The organism is Caballeronia sp. GAWG1-1, from assembly GCF_023631465.1.
In the GTDB taxonomy this organism is placed as follows: Bacteria; Pseudomonadota; Gammaproteobacteria; order Burkholderiales; family Burkholderiaceae; genus Caballeronia.
In genome coordinates, this window is sequence record NZ_JALQDB010000037.1 from 423252 (window position 1) to 440483 (window position 17232).

At 59.9% G+C, this 17232-nt stretch carries 17 protein-coding genes; 12 read left to right on the forward strand and 5 right to left on the reverse strand.

Annotated features, from left to right (window positions below; translation table 11 throughout):
- The first annotated feature begins 38 nt into the window (after positions 1-38).
- The 10 genes from NCT03_RS27000 (at position 39) to NCT03_RS27045 (ending at position 11002) form a co-directional block, all read left to right on the forward strand.
- Positions 39-965, forward strand: coding sequence for a carbohydrate ABC transporter permease (locus NCT03_RS27000; RefSeq protein WP_244830813.1), 927 nt, complete (start codon positions 39-41; stop codon positions 963-965).
- Between the two features lie 32 nt (positions 966-997).
- Positions 998-1843, forward strand: a complete 846-nt coding sequence (locus NCT03_RS27005; protein ID WP_284503485.1) for a carbohydrate ABC transporter permease — start codon at positions 998-1000, stop codon at positions 1841-1843.
- 36 nt (positions 1844-1879) lie between these two features.
- Positions 1880-2860 (forward strand): sugar-binding transcriptional regulator, encoded by a 981-nt coding sequence (locus tag NCT03_RS27010; RefSeq protein ID WP_244830810.1) that lies wholly within the window; start codon positions 1880-1882, stop codon positions 2858-2860.
- 7 nt (positions 2861-2867) lie between these two features.
- The gene (locus NCT03_RS27015) at positions 2868-3617 is read left to right on the forward strand and encodes an SDR family oxidoreductase (protein ID WP_250494565.1); all 750 of its coding nucleotides are present in this window, start codon (positions 2868-2870) and stop codon (positions 3615-3617) included.
- 32 nt (positions 3618-3649) lie between these two features.
- Complete coding sequence (locus tag NCT03_RS27020) at positions 3650-4687, forward strand: NAD(P)-dependent alcohol dehydrogenase (protein ID WP_250469350.1); 1038 nt, start codon at positions 3650-3652, stop codon at positions 4685-4687.
- A gap of 32 nt (positions 4688-4719) precedes the next feature.
- Entirely contained in the window at positions 4720-5793 is a 1074-nt protein-coding gene (locus tag NCT03_RS27025) for an alcohol dehydrogenase catalytic domain-containing protein (protein WP_250494566.1), read from the forward strand.
- A gap of 105 nt (positions 5794-5898) precedes the next feature.
- Positions 5899-6687, forward strand: a complete 789-nt coding sequence (locus NCT03_RS34210) for an aspartyl/asparaginyl beta-hydroxylase domain-containing protein (RefSeq protein WP_250494567.1) — start codon at positions 5899-5901, stop codon at positions 6685-6687.
- A 322-nt stretch (positions 6688-7009) separates the two neighbouring features.
- Positions 7010-7465 (forward strand): (2Fe-2S)-binding protein, encoded by a 456-nt coding sequence (locus NCT03_RS27035; RefSeq protein WP_250494568.1) that lies wholly within the window; start codon positions 7010-7012, stop codon positions 7463-7465.
- 1 nt (position 7466) lies between these two features.
- On the forward strand, positions 7467-9701 hold the full coding sequence (locus NCT03_RS27040) for a xanthine dehydrogenase family protein molybdopterin-binding subunit (protein WP_250494569.1): 2235 nt from the start codon (positions 7467-7469) through the stop codon (positions 9699-9701).
- A gap of 11 nt (positions 9702-9712) precedes the next feature.
- Positions 9713-11002, forward strand: a complete 1290-nt coding sequence (locus NCT03_RS27045) for a c-type cytochrome (RefSeq protein WP_250494570.1) — start codon at positions 9713-9715, stop codon at positions 11000-11002.
- Between the two features lie 6 nt (positions 11003-11008).
- Here NCT03_RS27045 and NCT03_RS27050 read toward each other — a convergent pair whose 3' ends face one another.
- Entirely contained in the window at positions 11009-11278 is a 270-nt protein-coding gene (locus NCT03_RS27050; protein ID WP_244830795.1) for a DUF1488 family protein, read from the reverse strand.
- Between the two features lie 478 nt (positions 11279-11756).
- Here NCT03_RS27050 and NCT03_RS27055 point away from each other — a divergent pair, with 478 nt between their 5' ends.
- Together NCT03_RS27055 and NCT03_RS27060 are read left to right on the forward strand one after the other, a co-directional pair.
- Complete coding sequence (locus NCT03_RS27055) at positions 11757-12197, forward strand: DUF3331 domain-containing protein (protein WP_250469359.1); 441 nt, start codon at positions 11757-11759, stop codon at positions 12195-12197.
- A 307-nt stretch (positions 12198-12504) separates the two neighbouring features.
- Entirely contained in the window at positions 12505-12978 is a 474-nt protein-coding gene (locus tag NCT03_RS27060; protein WP_250494571.1) for an H-NS histone family protein, read from the forward strand.
- Positions 12979-13004: 26 nt separating this feature from the next.
- Here NCT03_RS27060 and NCT03_RS27065 read toward each other — a convergent pair whose 3' ends face one another.
- The 4 genes from NCT03_RS27065 to NCT03_RS27080 form a co-directional block, all read right to left on the reverse strand.
- Positions 13005-14465 carry an amidase gene (locus NCT03_RS27065; RefSeq protein ID WP_250494572.1) on the reverse strand — a complete coding sequence of 487 codons (1461 nt, stop codon included), beginning with the start codon at positions 14463-14465 and terminating at the stop codon, positions 13005-13007.
- Positions 14466-14471: 6 nt separating this feature from the next.
- Positions 14472-15410, reverse strand: coding sequence for an LLM class oxidoreductase (locus NCT03_RS27070; RefSeq protein WP_250494573.1), 939 nt, complete (start codon positions 15408-15410; stop codon positions 14472-14474).
- A 95-nt stretch (positions 15411-15505) separates the two neighbouring features.
- Entirely contained in the window at positions 15506-16987 is a 1482-nt protein-coding gene (mctP, locus tag NCT03_RS27075) for a monocarboxylate uptake permease MctP (RefSeq protein ID WP_250469364.1), read from the reverse strand.
- Positions 16984-17190 (reverse strand): DUF3311 domain-containing protein, encoded by a 207-nt coding sequence (locus NCT03_RS27080; protein ID WP_370652249.1) that lies wholly within the window; start codon positions 17188-17190, stop codon positions 16984-16986. The genes mctP and NCT03_RS27080 overlap by 4 nt, the downstream gene beginning before the upstream one ends.
- Positions 17191-17232: the final 42 nt, after the last annotated feature.

The window sequence follows — 17232 nt, forward strand, 5'->3', positions numbered from 1 at the left end:
CGGCTGAACGCTAAACATCAGGAACCGGAGGCGATCGAATGGCAGGCGTGGCAACTTCTCCAAGGCTCGGAAAGCGGACGCGTTACTTTGGCGTGGTGCCGCGAACGCCTGCCTTCTGGTTCCTGATTCCGGCGATATTCGCGCTGGCGGTCATCGGCATTTACCCGCTGCTGCTGGCGCTCTATAACTCGTTTCATCAGTACAAGCTCGCCGATCTCGCGTCGGGCACGCCGTTCGTGGGCATCGACAATTACGTGGCGACGCTCACCGATCCCTCATTCTGGGGCGCGCTCGGCCGCACTGCGTTGTTCCTTTGTCTTACCTTGCCGATCGAGGTCGCACTCGGGCTCTTTGCGGCGTTGATGCTGCACCGTATCGACCTGCGATGGATGCGCGCCGCCGCTCGCGTGAGCCTCGTCATTCCAATGGCGACAACTTACGCGGTCGTGGGCCTAATCGGCCGCCTGATCTTCAACCGGCAGTTCGGCGTGGCGAACTATCTGGCGGGCCTCTTCGGCATTCCGCCGCAAGACTGGCTTGCCGATCCGACGCTTGCGTTCGTCTCCGTGATGATCATGGATATCTGGCAGTGGACGCCGTTTTGCGCGCTGATTCTGCTGGCCGGGCTTTCCATGGTGCCGAAGGAAGCCGAGGAAGCGGCGCGCCTCGAAACGCCGAAGTGGAGCATGATTCTTTGGCACTTGCAGCGACCGTATTTGCTGCCGGGTTTGACGGCCATCCTCATTCTGCGCTCGGCCGACATGCTGAAGATGTTCGATGCCGTCTTCACCATGACGCGCGGCGGCCCCGGCACCGCGACGGAGTTCATCAGCATCTATATCCAGCGCGTGGGCTTTCGTCTCTTCGATCAGGGCATGGCGTCCGCTCAGGCCATCATTCTCTTGATCCTGACTATCGTGCTGTCGCGTCTTTATATCCGCTTCGTGTACCGGGAGGCCGCGTGAGTTCTCCGACTCTGCAAGCCGCGAATGGCGGCATGACCAAGCGTGCCTTGCGTGCGCGTGCCGCACGCAAACGCGCCACCGTATGGCACTTTTTCGGTCTGGCGATCGTCTTTCTGTCGTCCGTGTTTCCGTTCTACTGGATGGTGACGACGAGCCTGAAGAGCCAGTCCGACGCGCTCGCGTATCCGCCGAAGTGGCTGTTCAGTCCCACGTTTCATCACTATTCGGCGGCGCTTTTCGAGCATGACGTGGCGGGCAGTCTGCTCAACTCGCTCATCATCGCGAGCAGCACGACGGTGCTTGCCATTCTGCTCGGCGCGCCTGCTGCCTACGCGCTCGCACGCTTCGAATTTCGTGGCAAGGAAGACCTGTGGTTCTGGTTCATCTCGAACCGCATGGTGAGCCCCGTGGTGCTCGCGGTGCCGTTCTTTCTGATTGCGACCAAGCTCGATCTCGTCGATACGCACATCGTGCTGATTCTTCTTTATCTGACGTTCTCGTTGCCGATCGTCGTATGGATCTGCACCGACCAGTTCCGCAATATTCCCGTGGAACTCGACGAGGCCGCGCGGCTCGATGGCGCGTCGCCGTGGCGCGTGTTCTGGCGCATCAACTTGCCGCTCGCGATGCCGGGCATCGTCGTATCCGCCATCTTCGCTTTCATTTTCTCGTGGAACGATCTGCTATATGCGCTCGTGCTGACACGCACCGATGCCATTACATCGCCGGTCGCCGCGACGAGCTACATGAGCGGTTACGAATTGCCCTGGGGCGAGATCATGGCCACGGGTACGCTGATCGTCCTGCCGATGGTCGTCTTCGCGCTGCTCGTGTCTGGGCGGCTGGTGCAAGGTCTCACGATGGGCGCGGTGAAGTAGACTCCTTCGGCCTTCCATTGTGACCAGACACTCGATATGAGCAAGACAGTACCACCCCTAGCCTTCGCCGAAACCGACGAATCCATCGACTCGGAAGAGGAATTGCAGGCGCGCGTCGCGTGGCACTACTACGTCGGCAACCTGACGCAGCAGGAGATCGCGGAACGTATAGGCAGCAACCGCGTGCGCGTGAACCGGCTGCTCGCGGCAAGCCGCGAGTCGGGTCTCGTGCAGATCACCATCAACAGCAAGATAGCGCCATGCGTCGCGCTGGAAGAAGCGCTCAGCAAACGCTTCGGTCTTGAATGCGCGGTGGTCGTGCCGACCGGTGCGAACACCGAAGCGAACAACGCGGCGCTCGGCATCGGCGCGGCGAGCTACTTTTCGAGGCAGATAGTTGCAGGGCAAACTATCGGGCTTGGCTGGGGACGCACGATCCGCGCCGTGCTGCGCGCCATGCCGCAACGCAGTTATGGCGCGGTGTCAGCGGTGTCGCTGCAAGGCGGCCTCTCGCATTGCCCGAGCATCAACACGTTCGACATCGTTTCCGACTTCGCGGATATCTGCCGCGCGGACGGATATCTGTTCGCCGCGCCCATCTACGTCAGCAGCCAGAAGGCGCGCGATGTGATCCTGCAGGAAGGCACCGTGCGCGAGACCTACGAACTCGCGCGCAACTCCGACCTCGCCCTGTTGACTTGCGGCGATCTGACGGAATCCCTCGTCGTAACCTATGGCATCGACAATCCGGAGCAATTGCGCACGCTCGAAAAAGCAGGCGCGGTCGGCGACATGCTCGGGCATTTCATGGATGAAGACGGCGAGCTGATCGATCATCCGCTGAATCGCCGCACCGTTGCGATCACGCTCGAAGACTTGCGCAAGCTGCGTCGCGTGGTTCTCGTCAGTGGCGGGGCGAAGAAGTTTCATGTCACGCGTGCGGCGTTGCGCGGACGCTATCCGTCGGTGCTCGTGACCGATGAAGACACGGCGCGGCGACTCTGCGACGAACCTTGAAGAGAACATGACCGACACCATCGACCGTAACCGCGAGTTTGCAGGCAAGACCGTGCTCGTCACCGGCGCGGGCAAGGGCATCGGCCACGCGACCGTGCATCTCCTGATCGAACGCGGCGCGCGTGTCGTTGCCTTGAGCCGCAGCGCTGCCGACCTCGTGCAACTCAAGGAAGAGACCGGCTGCGAAACCATTGCCGTCGATCTCGCAAATGCCGATGCCACCCGCGAAGCCGCGCGCGGCGCGCAACCGGTCGATCTGCTCGTGAACTGCGCGGGCATCGCGCAATTGCAGCCGTTTCTCGAGACGACCGCCGAAGCGTTCGATCTCACCATGAACGTCAACGTGCGCGCCGCGATGATCGTCGCGCAGGAGTGCGCGAAGAGCATGATCGCGCGCAATGCGGGCGGGGCCATCGTCAACGTGTCGAGCTTGTCGGCGACCGTCGGCTTGCCGTTGCATGCGGCGTATTGCGCGTCCAAGGGCGGACTCGACGCAATGACGCGCGTGATGGCCGTCGAACTCGGACGGCACGGCATCCGCGTCAACGCCGTGAACCCTGTCGTGACGATGACGCCCATGGCCGAGCGAGCCTGGAGCGACCCCGTCAAATCCGGCCCGATGCTCGCGCGCATTCCGCTGAACCGCTTCGTGCAGCCCGTGGAAGTGGCACGCTCCATCGCCTATCTGCTAAGCGACGATTCCAGCATGGTCAGCGGCGTGAGCCTCGCCATCGACGGCGGCTTTCAGGCGGGCTAGCCAACAATGAACATTTCAAGGAAGGAACGACGATGGAAGCACTGGTTCTCGAAGAAGCACGGCGTATCAGCTTGCGGCCGTTCAGCTTGCCGCAGGTGGTCGGACCGCGCGACGTGCGTATCCGCATTCACACGGTGGGCATTTGCGGCAGCGACATTCACTACTACCAGCATGGCCGCATAGGACCGTTCGTCGTCAATGAGCCGATGGTGCTCGGGCATGAAGCGTCGGGCACGGTCATCGAGGTCGGCGATGAAGTGAGCAATCTCAAGGCGGGCGACCGCGTGTGCATGGAACCCGGCGTGCCGGACATGGAGTCGCGTGCATCGCGTGAAGGGCTTTATAACCTCGACCCCAAGGTGCGCTTCTGGGCCACGCCGCCCGTGCATGGCTGTCTCGCGCCGTTCGTCGTGCATCCCGCGGCCTTCACGTACAAGTTGCCGGACAACGTGAGCTTTGCCGAAGGCGCGATCGTCGAGCCGCTCTCCATCGGCTTGCAGGCTGCGAAGAAAGCCGCGATCAAGCCGGGCGATGTCGCCGTCGTGCTGGGTGCGGGCACCATCGGCATGATGTGCGCGCTGGCGGCGCTCGCAGGTGGATGCAGCCGCGCCATCGTCTGCGATCTCGTGCAGGAGAAGCTCGATCTCATTGGCGCGGTGCAGGGCGTGACGGCCGTGAATATCCGCGAACGCAATGCGAAGGACGTGATCGCCGAACTGACCGACGGCTGGGGCGCGGATATCGTGATCGAGGCGAGCGGTAATGAAAAGGCCTTCGAGGGCATTGTCGATCTGTTGTGTCCCAGTGGCTGCCTCGTGCTGGTCGGCATGCCGCAGCGCGCCATTGCCCTTGATGTGGTCGCCGTGCAGATCAAGGAAGCGCGCATCGAATCCGTATTCCGCTACGCGAATATTTTCCCGCGTGCGATCCAGCTGATCGCATCCGGCAAGCTCGATGTGAAGCCGTTCATCTCGCGCACATTCCCCTTCGCCGATGGTATCAAGGCGTTCGAGGAAGCATCGAGCGGCCTGCCTACGGATGTGAAAGTGCAGATCGTGCTCGAAGAATAACGAACGTCAAAACGATAACCGGAGACACGAACATGACGGATATGACGGCCATTGTGTGCCGCGCGCCGAAGGACTATCGCGTGGAGCGCGTCGCGCGCCCGACGCCGGGCAGAAACGAGATCGTCATTCGCATTGCCGCATGCGGAATCTGCGCGAGCGACTGCAAATGCTGGTCGGGCGCAAAGATGTTCTGGGGCGGCCCGAACCCTTGGGTCAAGGCGCCGGTCATTCCAGGCCATGAATTCTTCGGCTACGTGGAAGAACTGGGCGAGGGCGCGGCCGAGCACTTCGGCGTGAACAAGGGTGACCGCGTGATCGCCGAACAGATCGTGCCGTGCGCGAAGTGCCGCTATTGCAAGTCCGGGCAATACTGGATGTGCGAAGTGCATAACATCTTCGGCTTTCAGCGTGAAGTGGCGGATGGCGGCATGGCCGAATACATGCGCTTCCCGCCGACAGCCATTGTTCACAAGATTCCGGACGGCATCTCGCTCGAAGATGCCGCGATCATCGAGCCGCTCGCGTGTGCCATTCATACGGTGAATCGCGGCGATATTCAGCTAAGCGATGTCGTCGTGATCGCAGGCGCGGGACCGCTCGGCTTGATGATGACGCAAGTCGCGCATCTCAAGACGCCCAAGAAGCTGGTCGTGATCGATCTCGTGGATGAGCGGCTGGAACTCGCGCGCGAATACGGCGCGGATATCACCATCAATCCCAAGAGCGATAACGCGCTCGACATCATCCGCTCGATCACGGACCAATACGGTTGCGATGTCTATATCGAAACCACGGGCGTGCCTGCCGGCGTGTCGCAAGGGCTGGAATTGATTCGCAAGCTTGGACGCTTCGTGGAGTTCTCCGTGTTCGGTGCGGATACGACGGTCGACTGGTCGATCATCGGCGACCGCAAAGAACTCGACGTGCGCGGCGCGCATCTCGGTCCTTATTGCTATCCCATCGCTATCGACTTGCTGGCGCGCGGGCTCGTGACTTCCAAGGGCATCGTCACGCACGACTTTTCCCTGGAAGAATGGGACGAAGCGATCAAGACCGCCAATTCACTCGACTCAATCAAGGTTTTGCTCAAGCCTAAGAGCGCTTGAAGCAGGTGTTGCAAGCGCGCCGCATTTTCTTAAGCAGGCGTTTTCTCGCTGACATAACCCGTACTAAGATGTAACGGTCAACGACGACGCTCGCCGAGGCCGAATGTGAGACGAAAGGATCTGCTCTATCTTGCGATTCTGGCGCTTCTTCTAAGGTTCTTGCCTGTCCTTACGCTCTGTTTCCTGGCAAGCGGCTTAGCGGATTTTCAACGCAGCCGCCAGTTCGATGCAGCCAACTGGCGGCGTTATTTTCTTGGCAATGGCCTGCTTACGTGGGTGCTTTCTCCCTTCAATTTGCTGGTCGATCTCATCTGCGAACGCAATCACGGCGTCTACGATCTCTCGCAGTTACCGGCCGCGCATCAAGACGAGATTCGCTCGATCATCGCCGCTTTCAACGCCCATCTTCCGCTAGTGAACGCGCGCCTCGGAGGGCAAATGGCAAGCAAGCGCCGCGGCATGTGTTTTGTGCGCTGGTATGGCATGCCTGTCGATAGTTCGCTTGACTTACCGGAATTGGCGCGCGACTTCAAATACGTCAAGACCATCGGCATATCGGTTTTCAATGAGCGGCAGAGTACGTCAGTGCATTACGGACCGCTGCGTCTTACCTTGCGTTGTCTTTACAACCTCCGTCCTATCGACGACGAAAATGTCTTTATCGAAGTAGCGGGGCGTCGTCATTATTGGCACGACGATCCGCTATTCATTTTCGACGATACGCTCGTGCATCGGTCGGTCAACGAATCTGATCGCTTGCGGTACTGCATTTTTCTCGATGTCTTGAGGCCTTCGCATTTTGCGCGCGTGCTTGACGTCATGGTCGCGGCGGTGCGTCTTGGCGTCATGTCCATGCGACGTGTGTTCTATGCAAACTGGGAAATGATTCGCTAACTTGCCAATAGGCGAGAGGGCCGTGAAGCAACTCGCCTTAGCTTTTATCATGCAACTAACTGTCGATCGCGCTTGGTACTTTATGTTGACGCCTTAAAGCAAATGCCTCATTCCTTAAGCCTGCAAAGCAACATGGTGCTAAAGCCGTCTGAGCTAAAGGCGTCGCCATCCATGCTCCTTTTTTAATGCGGCGCTACAATCCGCTTGCCTCGTGCTTAGTCGCCTTGCATTCGAGACGCGATGAATTCAAAGACTGACGGCCGGCCCCACGCCTTCAGCCTCATGCGATATCCGATAACCATTAATAAGCCGGAGCCGCCCAATGACCACGCTTTCCATCAACGGCCAGACGCATACCGTCGATGCGCCGCCCGACATGCCCTTGCTTTGGGTGCTGCGCGATCTTGTGGGCCTGACGGGCACCAAGTTCGGCTGTGGCATCGCGCAATGCGGCGCCTGCACCGTTCATCTCGACGGCGTCGCCGTGCGTTCATGCGTGCTGCCTGTGGCGGCTGTCGGTGAGCGCAAGGTGACGACGATCGAAGCCGTCGGCGACACACCCGCTGGCAAGAAGGTGCAAACCGCATGGCGTCAGCTGGATGTGGTGCAGTGCGGCTACTGCCAGTCCGGACAAGTCATGTCCGCGACCGCATTGCTCACGACCGTTCCCAATCCGACCGACGACGACATCGACGCCGCGATGGCGGGCAACGTCTGCCGCTGCGGGACGTATCACCGCATCCGCGCGGCGATCAAGCAAGCCGCGAAGGAGGCCTGAGATGTCGCAAGGCTTAATCGAGGCGGGACGTCATGCGTCGCGCGGGACATTCTCGCGCCGTGCGTTTCTCAAGTTCGGCGTAACGATAGGCGCGGCTGCCAGCGGCGGCTTATTGATCGGCTTTAGTCTGCCGGCCGCGAGCCAGGATCAGAAGAGCGGCAAGTCCGTTATTGCCGGCGATGGTGTCGAAACGCCGCAAGACGGCGTATTCGCGCCCAACGCCTTCGTGCAGATCGACAAGAACGGCAAGGTCACGCTCATCATGCCGAAGGTCGAGATGGGACAGGGCGTTTATACGGCGCTGCCCATGTTGATCGCCGAAGAGCTGGAAGTGCCGCTCGACAGCGTAGCGATTGCGCATGCGCCGCCCAACGAAAAGCTTTTCATGGACCCGTTGCTGGGCGGTCAACTCACCGGCGGTTCAACGTCGATTCGTTATGCATGGGAACCGATGCGCAAGGCAGGCGCCGCCGCACGCATGACGCTCATAGCGGCTGCGGCGCAGCAATGGCAATGCGATGCATCGACATGCAGCGCCGCAGGCGGCAAGGTCACGCAGGCATCGAGCGGACGCAGCGCAAGTTATGGCGAACTCGTCGAAGCAGCCGCCAGATTGCCGGTTCCCAAAGACATCAAGCTCAAAGACCCCAAGGACTTCAAGCTGATCGGCACGCCCGCCAAGCGTCTGGATTCTCCCGAAAAAGTGGATGGCACGGCGGTATTCGGTCTCGACGTGCGCTTGCCCGACATGGTCTATGCGGCCATCGTGAACTGCCCGGTTTTCGGCGGCACGCTCGTTTCCGTCGACGACAGTCACGCCAAAAAAATCCCGGGCGTGAAGCAGGTCATCGAGTTCGATAACGGCGTGGCGGTCATCGGCGATCATACGTGGGCCGCCAAACGTGGCGCGGCCGCACTCGTGATCGAATGGAACGAAGGCGCGGGCGCGAACACATCGACGAAACAACTTGTCGATGAAATGGCGAGCGCATCACGACGCTCGGGCGCCGTGGCGCGCAAGGACGGCGATGTCGACAAGGCGTTTGCCAATGCCAAGACGCGTGTCGATGCCGTCTATGTGCAGCCGTTGCTCGCACACGCGACGATGGAGCCGATCAACTGCACGGTGCACGTGCGCGCCGATGGTTGCGATGTCTGGCTAGGCACTCAGGTGCCCACGCGTGTCGTCGATGCAGGCGTCAAAGCCACGGGCTTGCCGCCCGAAAAGATCGTCGTGCATAACCATCTGCTCGGCGGCGGCTTCGGTCGACGGCTCGAATTCGACATGGCCACGCAAGCGCTCAAGATAGGCAAGCAGCTTGGCGTGCCGGTCAAGGTCACATGGTCGCGCGAGGAAGACATTCAGCACGACATGTTTCGTCCTTGCTATCACGACACGCTGTCGGCCGGTCTCGATGCGAACGGCAAGCCCGTGGCGTGGACGCATCGCATCGTCGGTTCGTCGGTGCTTGCGCGTTTTGCGCCGCCGGCGGTGAAGAATGGCATCGACCCGGATGCGGTGGAAGTCTCCGCCGATCTTCCCTACGATCTGCCGAATCAACTCGTGGACTACGTGCGCCAGGAGCCACGCGAGGTGCCGACCGCATTCTGGCGCGGCGTGGGACCGACGCGTGGCACGTTCGTCGTGGAGAGTTTCATCGACGAACTCGCGGCGCAGGCGAAGATCGATCCCGTGCAGTATCGACGCGATCTGCTCGGCAAGTCGCCGCGCGCGCGCAATGTGCTCGATGTCGCCACGCAGGCGGCGGAATGGGGCAAGCAAACCATGCCGCAAGGTCAGGGGCGCGGCGTGTCGGTCATGCATGCGTTCGGCAGCTACTTCGCAATCGTGGCGGACGTCGCGGTCGATAAAGCCGGCGCGGTGAAGGTCAGTCGAATCGTATGCGCGGTGGATTGCGGCATGGTCGTCAATCCGAATACGGTCGAGGCGCAGGTGCAAGGCGGCATCATATTCGGCATCACGGCGGCGCTTTATAGCGAGATCACGATCAAGGACGGCCGCGTCGAGCAGAGCAATTTCACCGACTACCGGATACTGCGTATTCACGAAACGCCGCCGGTGGAAGTGCATATCGTCAAGAGCAGCGAAGCGCCGGGAGGAATCGGCGAACCGGGCACGGCGGCACTCGCCCCCGCCATCACCAATGCGATTTATGCCGCCACCGGCAAGCGACTGAGGCAATTACCAGTCGGCAACCAGTTGCAAAGCGCTTGACGGAGGCCGACATGAAAGACGTATTCAAGCCTCTCGTGGCTGCCTGTTTTGCAGCGTATGCCGTGACGTCGACACTCGCGCATGCAGCGGATGCATCCGCCGATGCACTCGTCGCACGCGGCGCTTACCTTGCCAAAGCCGGCGATTGCGTGGCCTGCCATTCCGCTCCGCGCGGCAAACCCATGACCGGCGGCTTGCCGATGATGACGCCGTTAGGCGCCATCTATACGACCAATATCACGCCCGACCCCGACACAGGCATTGGCCGCTATACGGAAGAGGATTTTGCTAAAGCCTTGCGCGAGGGCGTTGCCAAGGATGGCCATAATCTTTATCCGGCCATGCCTTATCCGTCTTATGCAAAGATCAACGATGAGGACATGCATGCGCTTTATGCGTATTTCATGCATGGCGTCGCGCCGATCAAGCAGGCTAATCGCGAACCAGACTTCAAATGGCCGCTCACCATGCGCTGGCCGCTCAAGCTTTGGAATATGGTATTTCTCGAGAAGGGCGTGTACCGCGATAAAGCCGGCAAGGATGTCGCCTGGAACCGTGGCGCCTATCTCATTCAAGGCTTGGGCCATTGCGGCTCGTGTCATACGCCACGGGGTATCGCGTTCCAGGAAAAAGGACTCGACGAAACGAGCAGCGTCTATTTAACCGGAGGTTTGCTCGACAACTGGTTTGCATCGAACCTCACCGCCGAACACAACACCGGTCTTGGCCGATGGAGCGAGCAGGATATCGCGACGTTCCTCAAAACCGGCGCGAACGGGCACGCGTCCGCATTCGGCGCAATGACGAGCGTGATCAACAACAGCACGCAAGCCATGAACGACAGCGATGTGGCGGCCATGGCGAGTTATCTGAAGTCGCTGCCGGCAGCGGGCGGTAACGGCAACGCGCCGTATTCGTATGATGCCAAGGCCACGAAGGTGTCCCTGGCGCGTCCGGCTGCATCGGATTCGGGCGCGCGTGTCTACACGGCGTATTGCATGCATTGCCACGGCGTGGACGGTCGTGGCTTTGCGCCGATGCTCGCGCCTTTGGCGGGCAATCCCAACGTGCTGGAAAAGGATGCGTCGTCGCTCATTAACGTGACGCTGAACGGTACTGGCGACCTCGTCATTCAAGGCGTGCCGGCGCCTTATCCCATGCCTCGCTATGCGCCGGTACTGAGCGATCAGCAGATAGCGGACGTACTAGCGTTCGTTCGCGGCGCATGGAACAACAACACGCCCGCCGTCAACGTCGAGGACGTCACCAAAATGCGCAAGTCGACGCAGGCGGCGCGTTGAGCCGCGTCAAGTGGAAAAATCGACGACGTCGAGCGTGACCGAACTCGACGGATGAGCAAGGAATTTACGATGAACGCGAGCGCTGATGCGCTCGTAGCCATCGCTTAACGCTTTGAGCAGACGCTCGTCGGTAGCACCGACGGGCGCCCAAAAATATTGCTCCAATGCCTTGCGCGTGATGTTGCACTGAATGGCCTGCTCGCGCGAGAAGGCAACGAAACTGACGGACGCGCGGTCCGCCGAGACGCTGGCATTGACGTTCATCTTGCTTGTCATGATTCGACAGGGTTGTCCGGTTCGCGGTTTTTATTTTGTCAGAAATTCACCGCTCCGCGCATGCTTCATCGTTCGGCAAACGTGCGCAAGCAGGCAAACGACTTCCTTCATTACGGTGACATGGGAAGCCGCTAAAGTATTCTAAAGGGTTTGCCGAACGTTCGTTCGCTAATGCATTACGCGTTCGCTTTCCCCGCCGCGTCTCAAATGGCGGGCCGGACGGCCCGATCGAGCGACCGACGCTTGTCATTTTCTACAAAAGAATGGAAAGAAAAATAAAAACAATGCATGCTCAGGTGTACTACTCTAGATCGAATGTCCAGAGCAGTGTCTCCACCAAGAGCAGGAGTCGATAACGGTTCGACCTGGCGCGGCTCGCCCCGGTGTCAAAGATGGCGCGTCGTGCATTCCCGAAAGTTCACCAGGCAGCGGTCCGGCTTGCTTCGCGGACGCCTGTTGCCGCCAGCAGGAGCGGAACATGAAGCTTCCATCGACGATGGATCCCTGGAGCCGTACCCTGGCATTGCTCGATAGCCGGTCAAGCCGACGATCGCAGTCTGGCGAGACCCATGGGCTGATGCCGCGTGCCTTCACGCGCGAGCCATCGAACGCATTAGCGCGGGCGGCGGGCGCGGAAAGCGTGAACATTCGCGTGTTGGAGCGCTTGAGCGAATCGACACTGGCGCTTTCATGGCACGATCCCACCTCATTCAATTATTCCGAGCAGGTGTGGGCACTTTGCACGGCGCGTAAGGGCGGAACGTGCGTGCTAAGCGGGCAGGTGATCAGGCGCGGGCAGCCGGTGTACCGGCCAAGGCGCGTGGGCAGTTCCGTGCCGCTCAATAGCGGCGCGATGATTCTCGCGGGAGCGCTCGTGACGGATGTGCACGAGCCTGCCGAGATGGCGCAGGAAAGCTGAGAAGTCGTCAAGAGGGCGTGTGCAATGCACGCCTCGCCACACCGCTTTTTTGATTGTTTCGCCAACGCCATATTCATCAAGCCATTGCGCCGTGCGCGGTTAAAGCACGTCAAGCGCATCGAACGCAATTAGGCCGAAAGCAATAAAAAGTAATCTTTTGAGCGATTGCCGCTATAACAATGGTATCGCTTTAAGATGTCTCGACGGGTGAGTGTGCGCGTCGAGATTAATGCTTCATTGTTTAAGCCTTTATCAATTCTCGTACGCTCATTCCCTAGACCTATGCAGGATATCAAACGGGGGAAGAATGGTTACATTGGCTCAGTTGGAAACTCAGATTCAAAAATTGCAGCGCCGTGCAGATGCATTGCGTGAACGTAAATCGAGCGAGGTCATCGCAAACATTCGCGCGCTGATGCAGGAATATGGCCTGACTACGGCGGATCTCGACAAGAGCGACAGTTCGCCTGGCGTCAAGAAGCGTGGGCGTCCGGTGGGGTCGAAGAATGTGGCTTCGTCCAGGAAGGCCGTCAAGAAATCGAAGATGCCGCCTAAGTATCGTGACCCCGCGAGCGGTCTGACTTGGAGTGGGCACGCGCGTCCACCGGCCTGGATCAAGGATGTAGCAGACCGTAGCGTGTATTTGATCGACGGCGCATCGAACGGCAAAACGGGCGCGCGTCGTGACAGTCCGGCAGGATCGTCTAAGGCAGCGGGCGCCAAGAGCAAAGCTCGTCCGGCAGGAAAGAAAGCGGCAAGCGTGCAAGAAGCAAACACTTGAAATGCGCTTAGCGCGGTTTAATCCCGCTAAGCAAGCAACGGACTGCGCATGCTGGAATAGCCGCTTGCGCGATCGTAGGCAAGCCCGACTTGCAACACGGCAAGATCCATTTGCGCCGGCCCGATTATTTGTATTCCGGCTGGCAAACCCGCAGGACCGAAACCGGCTGGCGCCGACAACGCGGGTAAGGACGCCATGGTTGCGGGCACCACGGTTTCCATCCATCGGTGATAGGTATCCATTGTTCGTGCGCCTATGGAATGAGGCCAGTTGAGCGTGGCATCGAAGGGGAAGACTTGTGCCGCAGGCAGCACCAGAAAATCATAACTTTCGAATAGCGCGTTCAGCGTTTGATACCACACCGAACGGTCCAGTGCGGCGCAGTAGACGTCTTCTCCCGAAAGACCCAGTCCGCGCTCGATTTCCCATACGGCTTCGGGCTTTAGCAATGCGCGCTTAGCGGCATCGCGATAAAGCGGCGCATTAGCGCCCGCAATGGCGAAGCTGCGTAAATCGATCCACGCTTGCCACAAGCGATTGAAATCGAATTTCAAATCTGCCGCTTCGACCGTGCAACCTGCCGTTTCAAAGTGACGCAAGGCGGCGCTACAGGTATCGAGCAAGGACGTCTCGGTAGGCAGATATCCGTTCAGATCGCCAAGCCAGCCGATTCGCGTGCCACGCATATCGCGCTCCAAGGCACTGGCAAATGCCGCCGGTGAATCGTCGCGGCGCGAGAGTGGGGCGCGCGTATCGAATCCCGCTTGCACCGAAAGCAGGAGGCCGAGTTCGGGGACCGTGCGCGCCATTGGACCGGCGACGCTGAATTGCTGATAGAACACTTCGTCGGCGGGGCCATACGGCACGCATCCCGGTGTACTGCGAAATCCGAACACGTTGTTGAATGCCGCAGGCGTGCGCAGCGAGCCCATCATGTCCGATCCATCGGCCACGGGAAGCATGCGCAACGCGACCGCAACGGCTGCGCCGCCACTGCTTCCGCCAGCCGACCGAGATGGATCGAATGCGTTGCGCGTCAAACCATAAACGGGGTTATAGGTATGTCCGCCAAGGCCGAACTCGGGAGAGTTGGTGCGGCCAATGAAGACCGCGCCTGCGCGACGCGTGCGTTCGAAAATAAACGCATCGGTTTGCGTGATTTGCTTGGCTAAGAGGGGCGAGCCTTTGGTCGTCACCATGCCGGCGACGGGCAAAATGTCCTTGGGCGCTTGAGGAAAACCATGCAACACGCCAAGACTTCCGTCACGCGCCAACTGCGTGTCGCGCTCGCTTGCGAGCTTTAGAAGACTCTCGCGATCCTGCATCGCGACAATCGCGTTGACTTGCGGGTTGAGGCCATCCACTTGCGCCAGATACGCGTTCATCACTTCGACGCAAGATACTTCTCGTGCATGGATAGCTTGGGATAGCGCAATGGCGTCGAGTGCAACGATATCGTTGGTGGGCAAGGAAGCAAGCCTGGTCATATGCGTTTAGCGATTAAATTCGGGTAACACGTATCTCGCGACTTCCTCGATGACCGCGCGTGCCTCGCGCCGCTCAGACGAAACGTTCAGCGTGACGTGATGCGTGCCGTTATCCCGCATGGCGCGCAGCAGGTCGATCAACGCGCGATAACCCGTGCGATAGCCAAGAGAAATATCGCTGGCGGGTTCGTCGGGATCTTCGCTCAAGTCGAGACGCATGGCCACGCCGAATGCGCGAAATTCGCCGGGCGACACGCGCTCGACCGCTGCGCGCCACATGCTATAGCGGCCGCGCTGCGCTTGCGGTTCACGGTGATAAGTCATCCAGCCGAGCGAGTGACGCGCAATCCAGTCGACGCTTTGACCGCCGGAGCCGACTGCGATCAAGGGAATCGAAGCGTCCTGCTCAGGCCGCAGAAAGAATGCGGGCGCACCTTCGGGCTCGCGGTCCGGAATGACGCGCGAGGGCACCTCGATGGCCGCAGCGAGCGTCTCCCAATGCCGTTTGTATAAGTCGCGGCGTTCTTCAGGATCGCGCCCGAAGGCCGCATATTCGGGCGGCCTGTCACCGGAGCCGACACCGAGAATGAAGCGTCCACGCGAAAGCGCATTGACGGAAACGGCGCCCTTGGCGATATGAAGCGGGTGTCTCAACGTGAGCACGATTGCTCCGCTTGCAAGCGCTATACGCTGCGTATTCGATGCAAGCGCGCCGAGCAGGACCCACGGATCGAGGTGTCCGACGGGATCGGGATAGTCGATGCTATTGAGCGGGACATCGCGCACCCATAGCGCACGAAAGCCGAGTTGATCTGCAAGACGCGCGAGTTCTAGCTGCTCGCTAAAGTCCACTGCGGTCCGGCCCGACGTTACCAAGGGAAGCGTAAGGCCGATGGAGAGCTTGCCGGGTGCGAACAGCGTGTTCGCGATGGAAGAGGCGGACATGGCACTCGACGGAAGATGAGAAGGGCATGCTCCATCGATACTATCACTCGGCAAAGAAGCCCGACGCCGTCAAGCGCCGGGCTTTTTCCATGGCGCTAAACCGCGGGCACCACGCGGCGATGCGTCACGAGCGATACCGCGAACGTCACGACGATATTCACCGCCAGCGCAATCAGGCCGATATAAAGCGGCCACGATCCCGCGCCTACATGCAGGACATACACCGGCTTGAGCCCTTGCGAGATGGCAAGTCCAGTGCCGAGCACGATACCGACGAGCCAGCCGAGAAAGAGGCCGGGCATCGTCATGCGGCGCGTGTAGAGACTGAACACGATAGCGGGGAATATTTGCAGAATCCACACGCCGCCGAGCAATTGCAGGTCGATGGCATATTGCGTCGGCAGGAAGACGATGAACAGCAGCGCGCCGAACTTCACGACGAGCGATACCACCTTGGCCGTCGCGGCTTCCGAAGCGGGCGTCATGTCCGGCGAGATCAGCGGTCCCCACAAGTTGCGTGTGAAAAGATTCGCCGCGCCGATCGACATGATCGCGGCCGGCACGAGCGCACTAATGGCAATGGCCGCCGCCGCGAAGCCCACGAACCACGAGGGAAACAGCGTGTTGAAGAGCGCGGGCACGACATCCGACGCCGATTTCACATGAATGCCCGCCGCGATCGCCATATAGCCGAGCAATGCGATCAGGCCCAGCAGCAAGGTATAAGCGGGCAGAAAGATTGCGTTCTTGCGCACCGTGGTCGCGGACGACGAAGACAGCACGGCGGTCATGGTATGCGGATACATGAATGCCGCAAGCGCCGATCCAAGCGCAAGCGAAGCATACGCCGTGAATTGCGCGGGCTTGAGCGTGATGCCCGTTGCGCCGCCCTTGGCCTTGAAGAACTGATCGGCGGTATCGAACACATGCGCATAGCCGCCGAGCTTCGACGGAATGACCCACACGGCCGCGATCACGACGATATAGATCATGATGTCCTTGACGAACGCGATCATCGCGGGCGCGCGCAGGCCGCTCGTGTAGGTGTAGAGCGCGAGGATCACGAACGCGACGATCAACGGCAATTCGCCCGTCACGCCAAGTCCCTTGATGACCACCTGCATGCCGACCAGTTGCAGCGCAATATAAGGCATGGTCGCGACGATGCCTGTCAACGCGATGGCAGCAGGAAACCACTTGCCGCCGTATTCGCCGTGCACATAGTCCGCAGCGGTGATGTGATTTTTGGCGTGCGCGATTTTCCAGAGCTTGGGCATTACCGCGAACACGAACGGGTACACGATGATCGTATAAGGCAGCGCGAAAAAGCCGTACGCGCCGACCGAATAGACCAGTGCGGGAACCGCGATCACCGTATAGGCGGTATAGAAATCGCCACCGACCAGGAACCACGAAATCAAAACGCCGAATTGCCGGCCGCCCAAGCCCCATTCATGGAGTTGCGTAAGATCGCCACGCTTCCAGCGCGCCGCAAAGAAGCCGACGACGGTGACCAACAGAAAGAACGCGATGAAGATGGTCATCGCAACCGGATTGACTGGATTGAGATCGTTCATTTGATGCCCCGATACACGACATAAAGCAAAAGCGACGTGAGCGGCACCCAAAGAAACTGATACCAGTAGAAGAAGGGAAAGCCTGCGAACGATGGATGCGTGTCGTTATAAAACGGCAGCCAGAGCAGGGCAATATAGGGAATCAAAAGAGTCGCCCAGAGCCATGGACGGTTCTTGTTTTGGTCGCTCGTGTCGGGTTCCAACGCTGGTTCTCCTCATACGTCGTTGCGGGTTCGAGGCGCGGC

What these genes read in the sequence shown, in the direction of transcription:
- NCT03_RS27000 (WP_244830813.1), top strand. Translation starts at nt 39, where the DNA reads ATGGCAGGCGTGGCAACTTCTCCAAGGCTCGGAAAGCGGACGCGTTAC.
- NCT03_RS27005 (WP_284503485.1), top strand. Translation starts at nt 998, where the DNA reads ATGACCAAGCGTGCCTTGCGTGCGCGTGCCGCACGCAAACGCGCCACC.
- NCT03_RS27010 (WP_244830810.1), top strand. Translation starts at nt 1,880, where the DNA reads ATGAGCAAGACAGTACCACCCCTAGCCTTCGCCGAAACCGACGAATCC.
- NCT03_RS27015 (WP_250494565.1), top strand. Translation starts at nt 2,868, where the DNA reads ATGACCGACACCATCGACCGTAACCGCGAGTTTGCAGGCAAGACCGTG.
- NCT03_RS27020 (WP_250469350.1), top strand. Translation starts at nt 3,650, where the DNA reads ATGGAAGCACTGGTTCTCGAAGAAGCACGGCGTATCAGCTTGCGGCCG.
- NCT03_RS27025 (WP_250494566.1), top strand. Translation starts at nt 4,720, where the DNA reads ATGACGGATATGACGGCCATTGTGTGCCGCGCGCCGAAGGACTATCGC.
- NCT03_RS27035 (WP_250494568.1), top strand. Translation starts at nt 7,010, where the DNA reads ATGACCACGCTTTCCATCAACGGCCAGACGCATACCGTCGATGCGCCG.
- NCT03_RS27040 (WP_250494569.1), top strand. Translation starts at nt 7,467, where the DNA reads ATGTCGCAAGGCTTAATCGAGGCGGGACGTCATGCGTCGCGCGGGACA.
- NCT03_RS27045 (WP_250494570.1), top strand. Translation starts at nt 9,713, where the DNA reads ATGAAAGACGTATTCAAGCCTCTCGTGGCTGCCTGTTTTGCAGCGTAT.
- NCT03_RS27050 (WP_244830795.1), bottom strand. Translation starts at nt 11,278, where the DNA reads ATGACAAGCAAGATGAACGTCAATGCCAGCGTCTCGGCGGACCGCGCG.
- NCT03_RS27055 (WP_250469359.1), top strand. Translation starts at nt 11,757, where the DNA reads ATGAAGCTTCCATCGACGATGGATCCCTGGAGCCGTACCCTGGCATTG.
- NCT03_RS27060 (WP_250494571.1), top strand. Translation starts at nt 12,505, where the DNA reads ATGGTTACATTGGCTCAGTTGGAAACTCAGATTCAAAAATTGCAGCGC.
- NCT03_RS27065 (WP_250494572.1), bottom strand. Translation starts at nt 14,465, where the DNA reads ATGACCAGGCTTGCTTCCTTGCCCACCAACGATATCGTTGCACTCGAC.
- NCT03_RS27070 (WP_250494573.1), bottom strand. Translation starts at nt 15,410, where the DNA reads ATGTCCGCCTCTTCCATCGCGAACACGCTGTTCGCACCCGGCAAGCTC.
- mctP (WP_250469364.1), bottom strand. Translation starts at nt 16,987, where the DNA reads ATGAACGATCTCAATCCAGTCAATCCGGTTGCGATGACCATCTTCATC.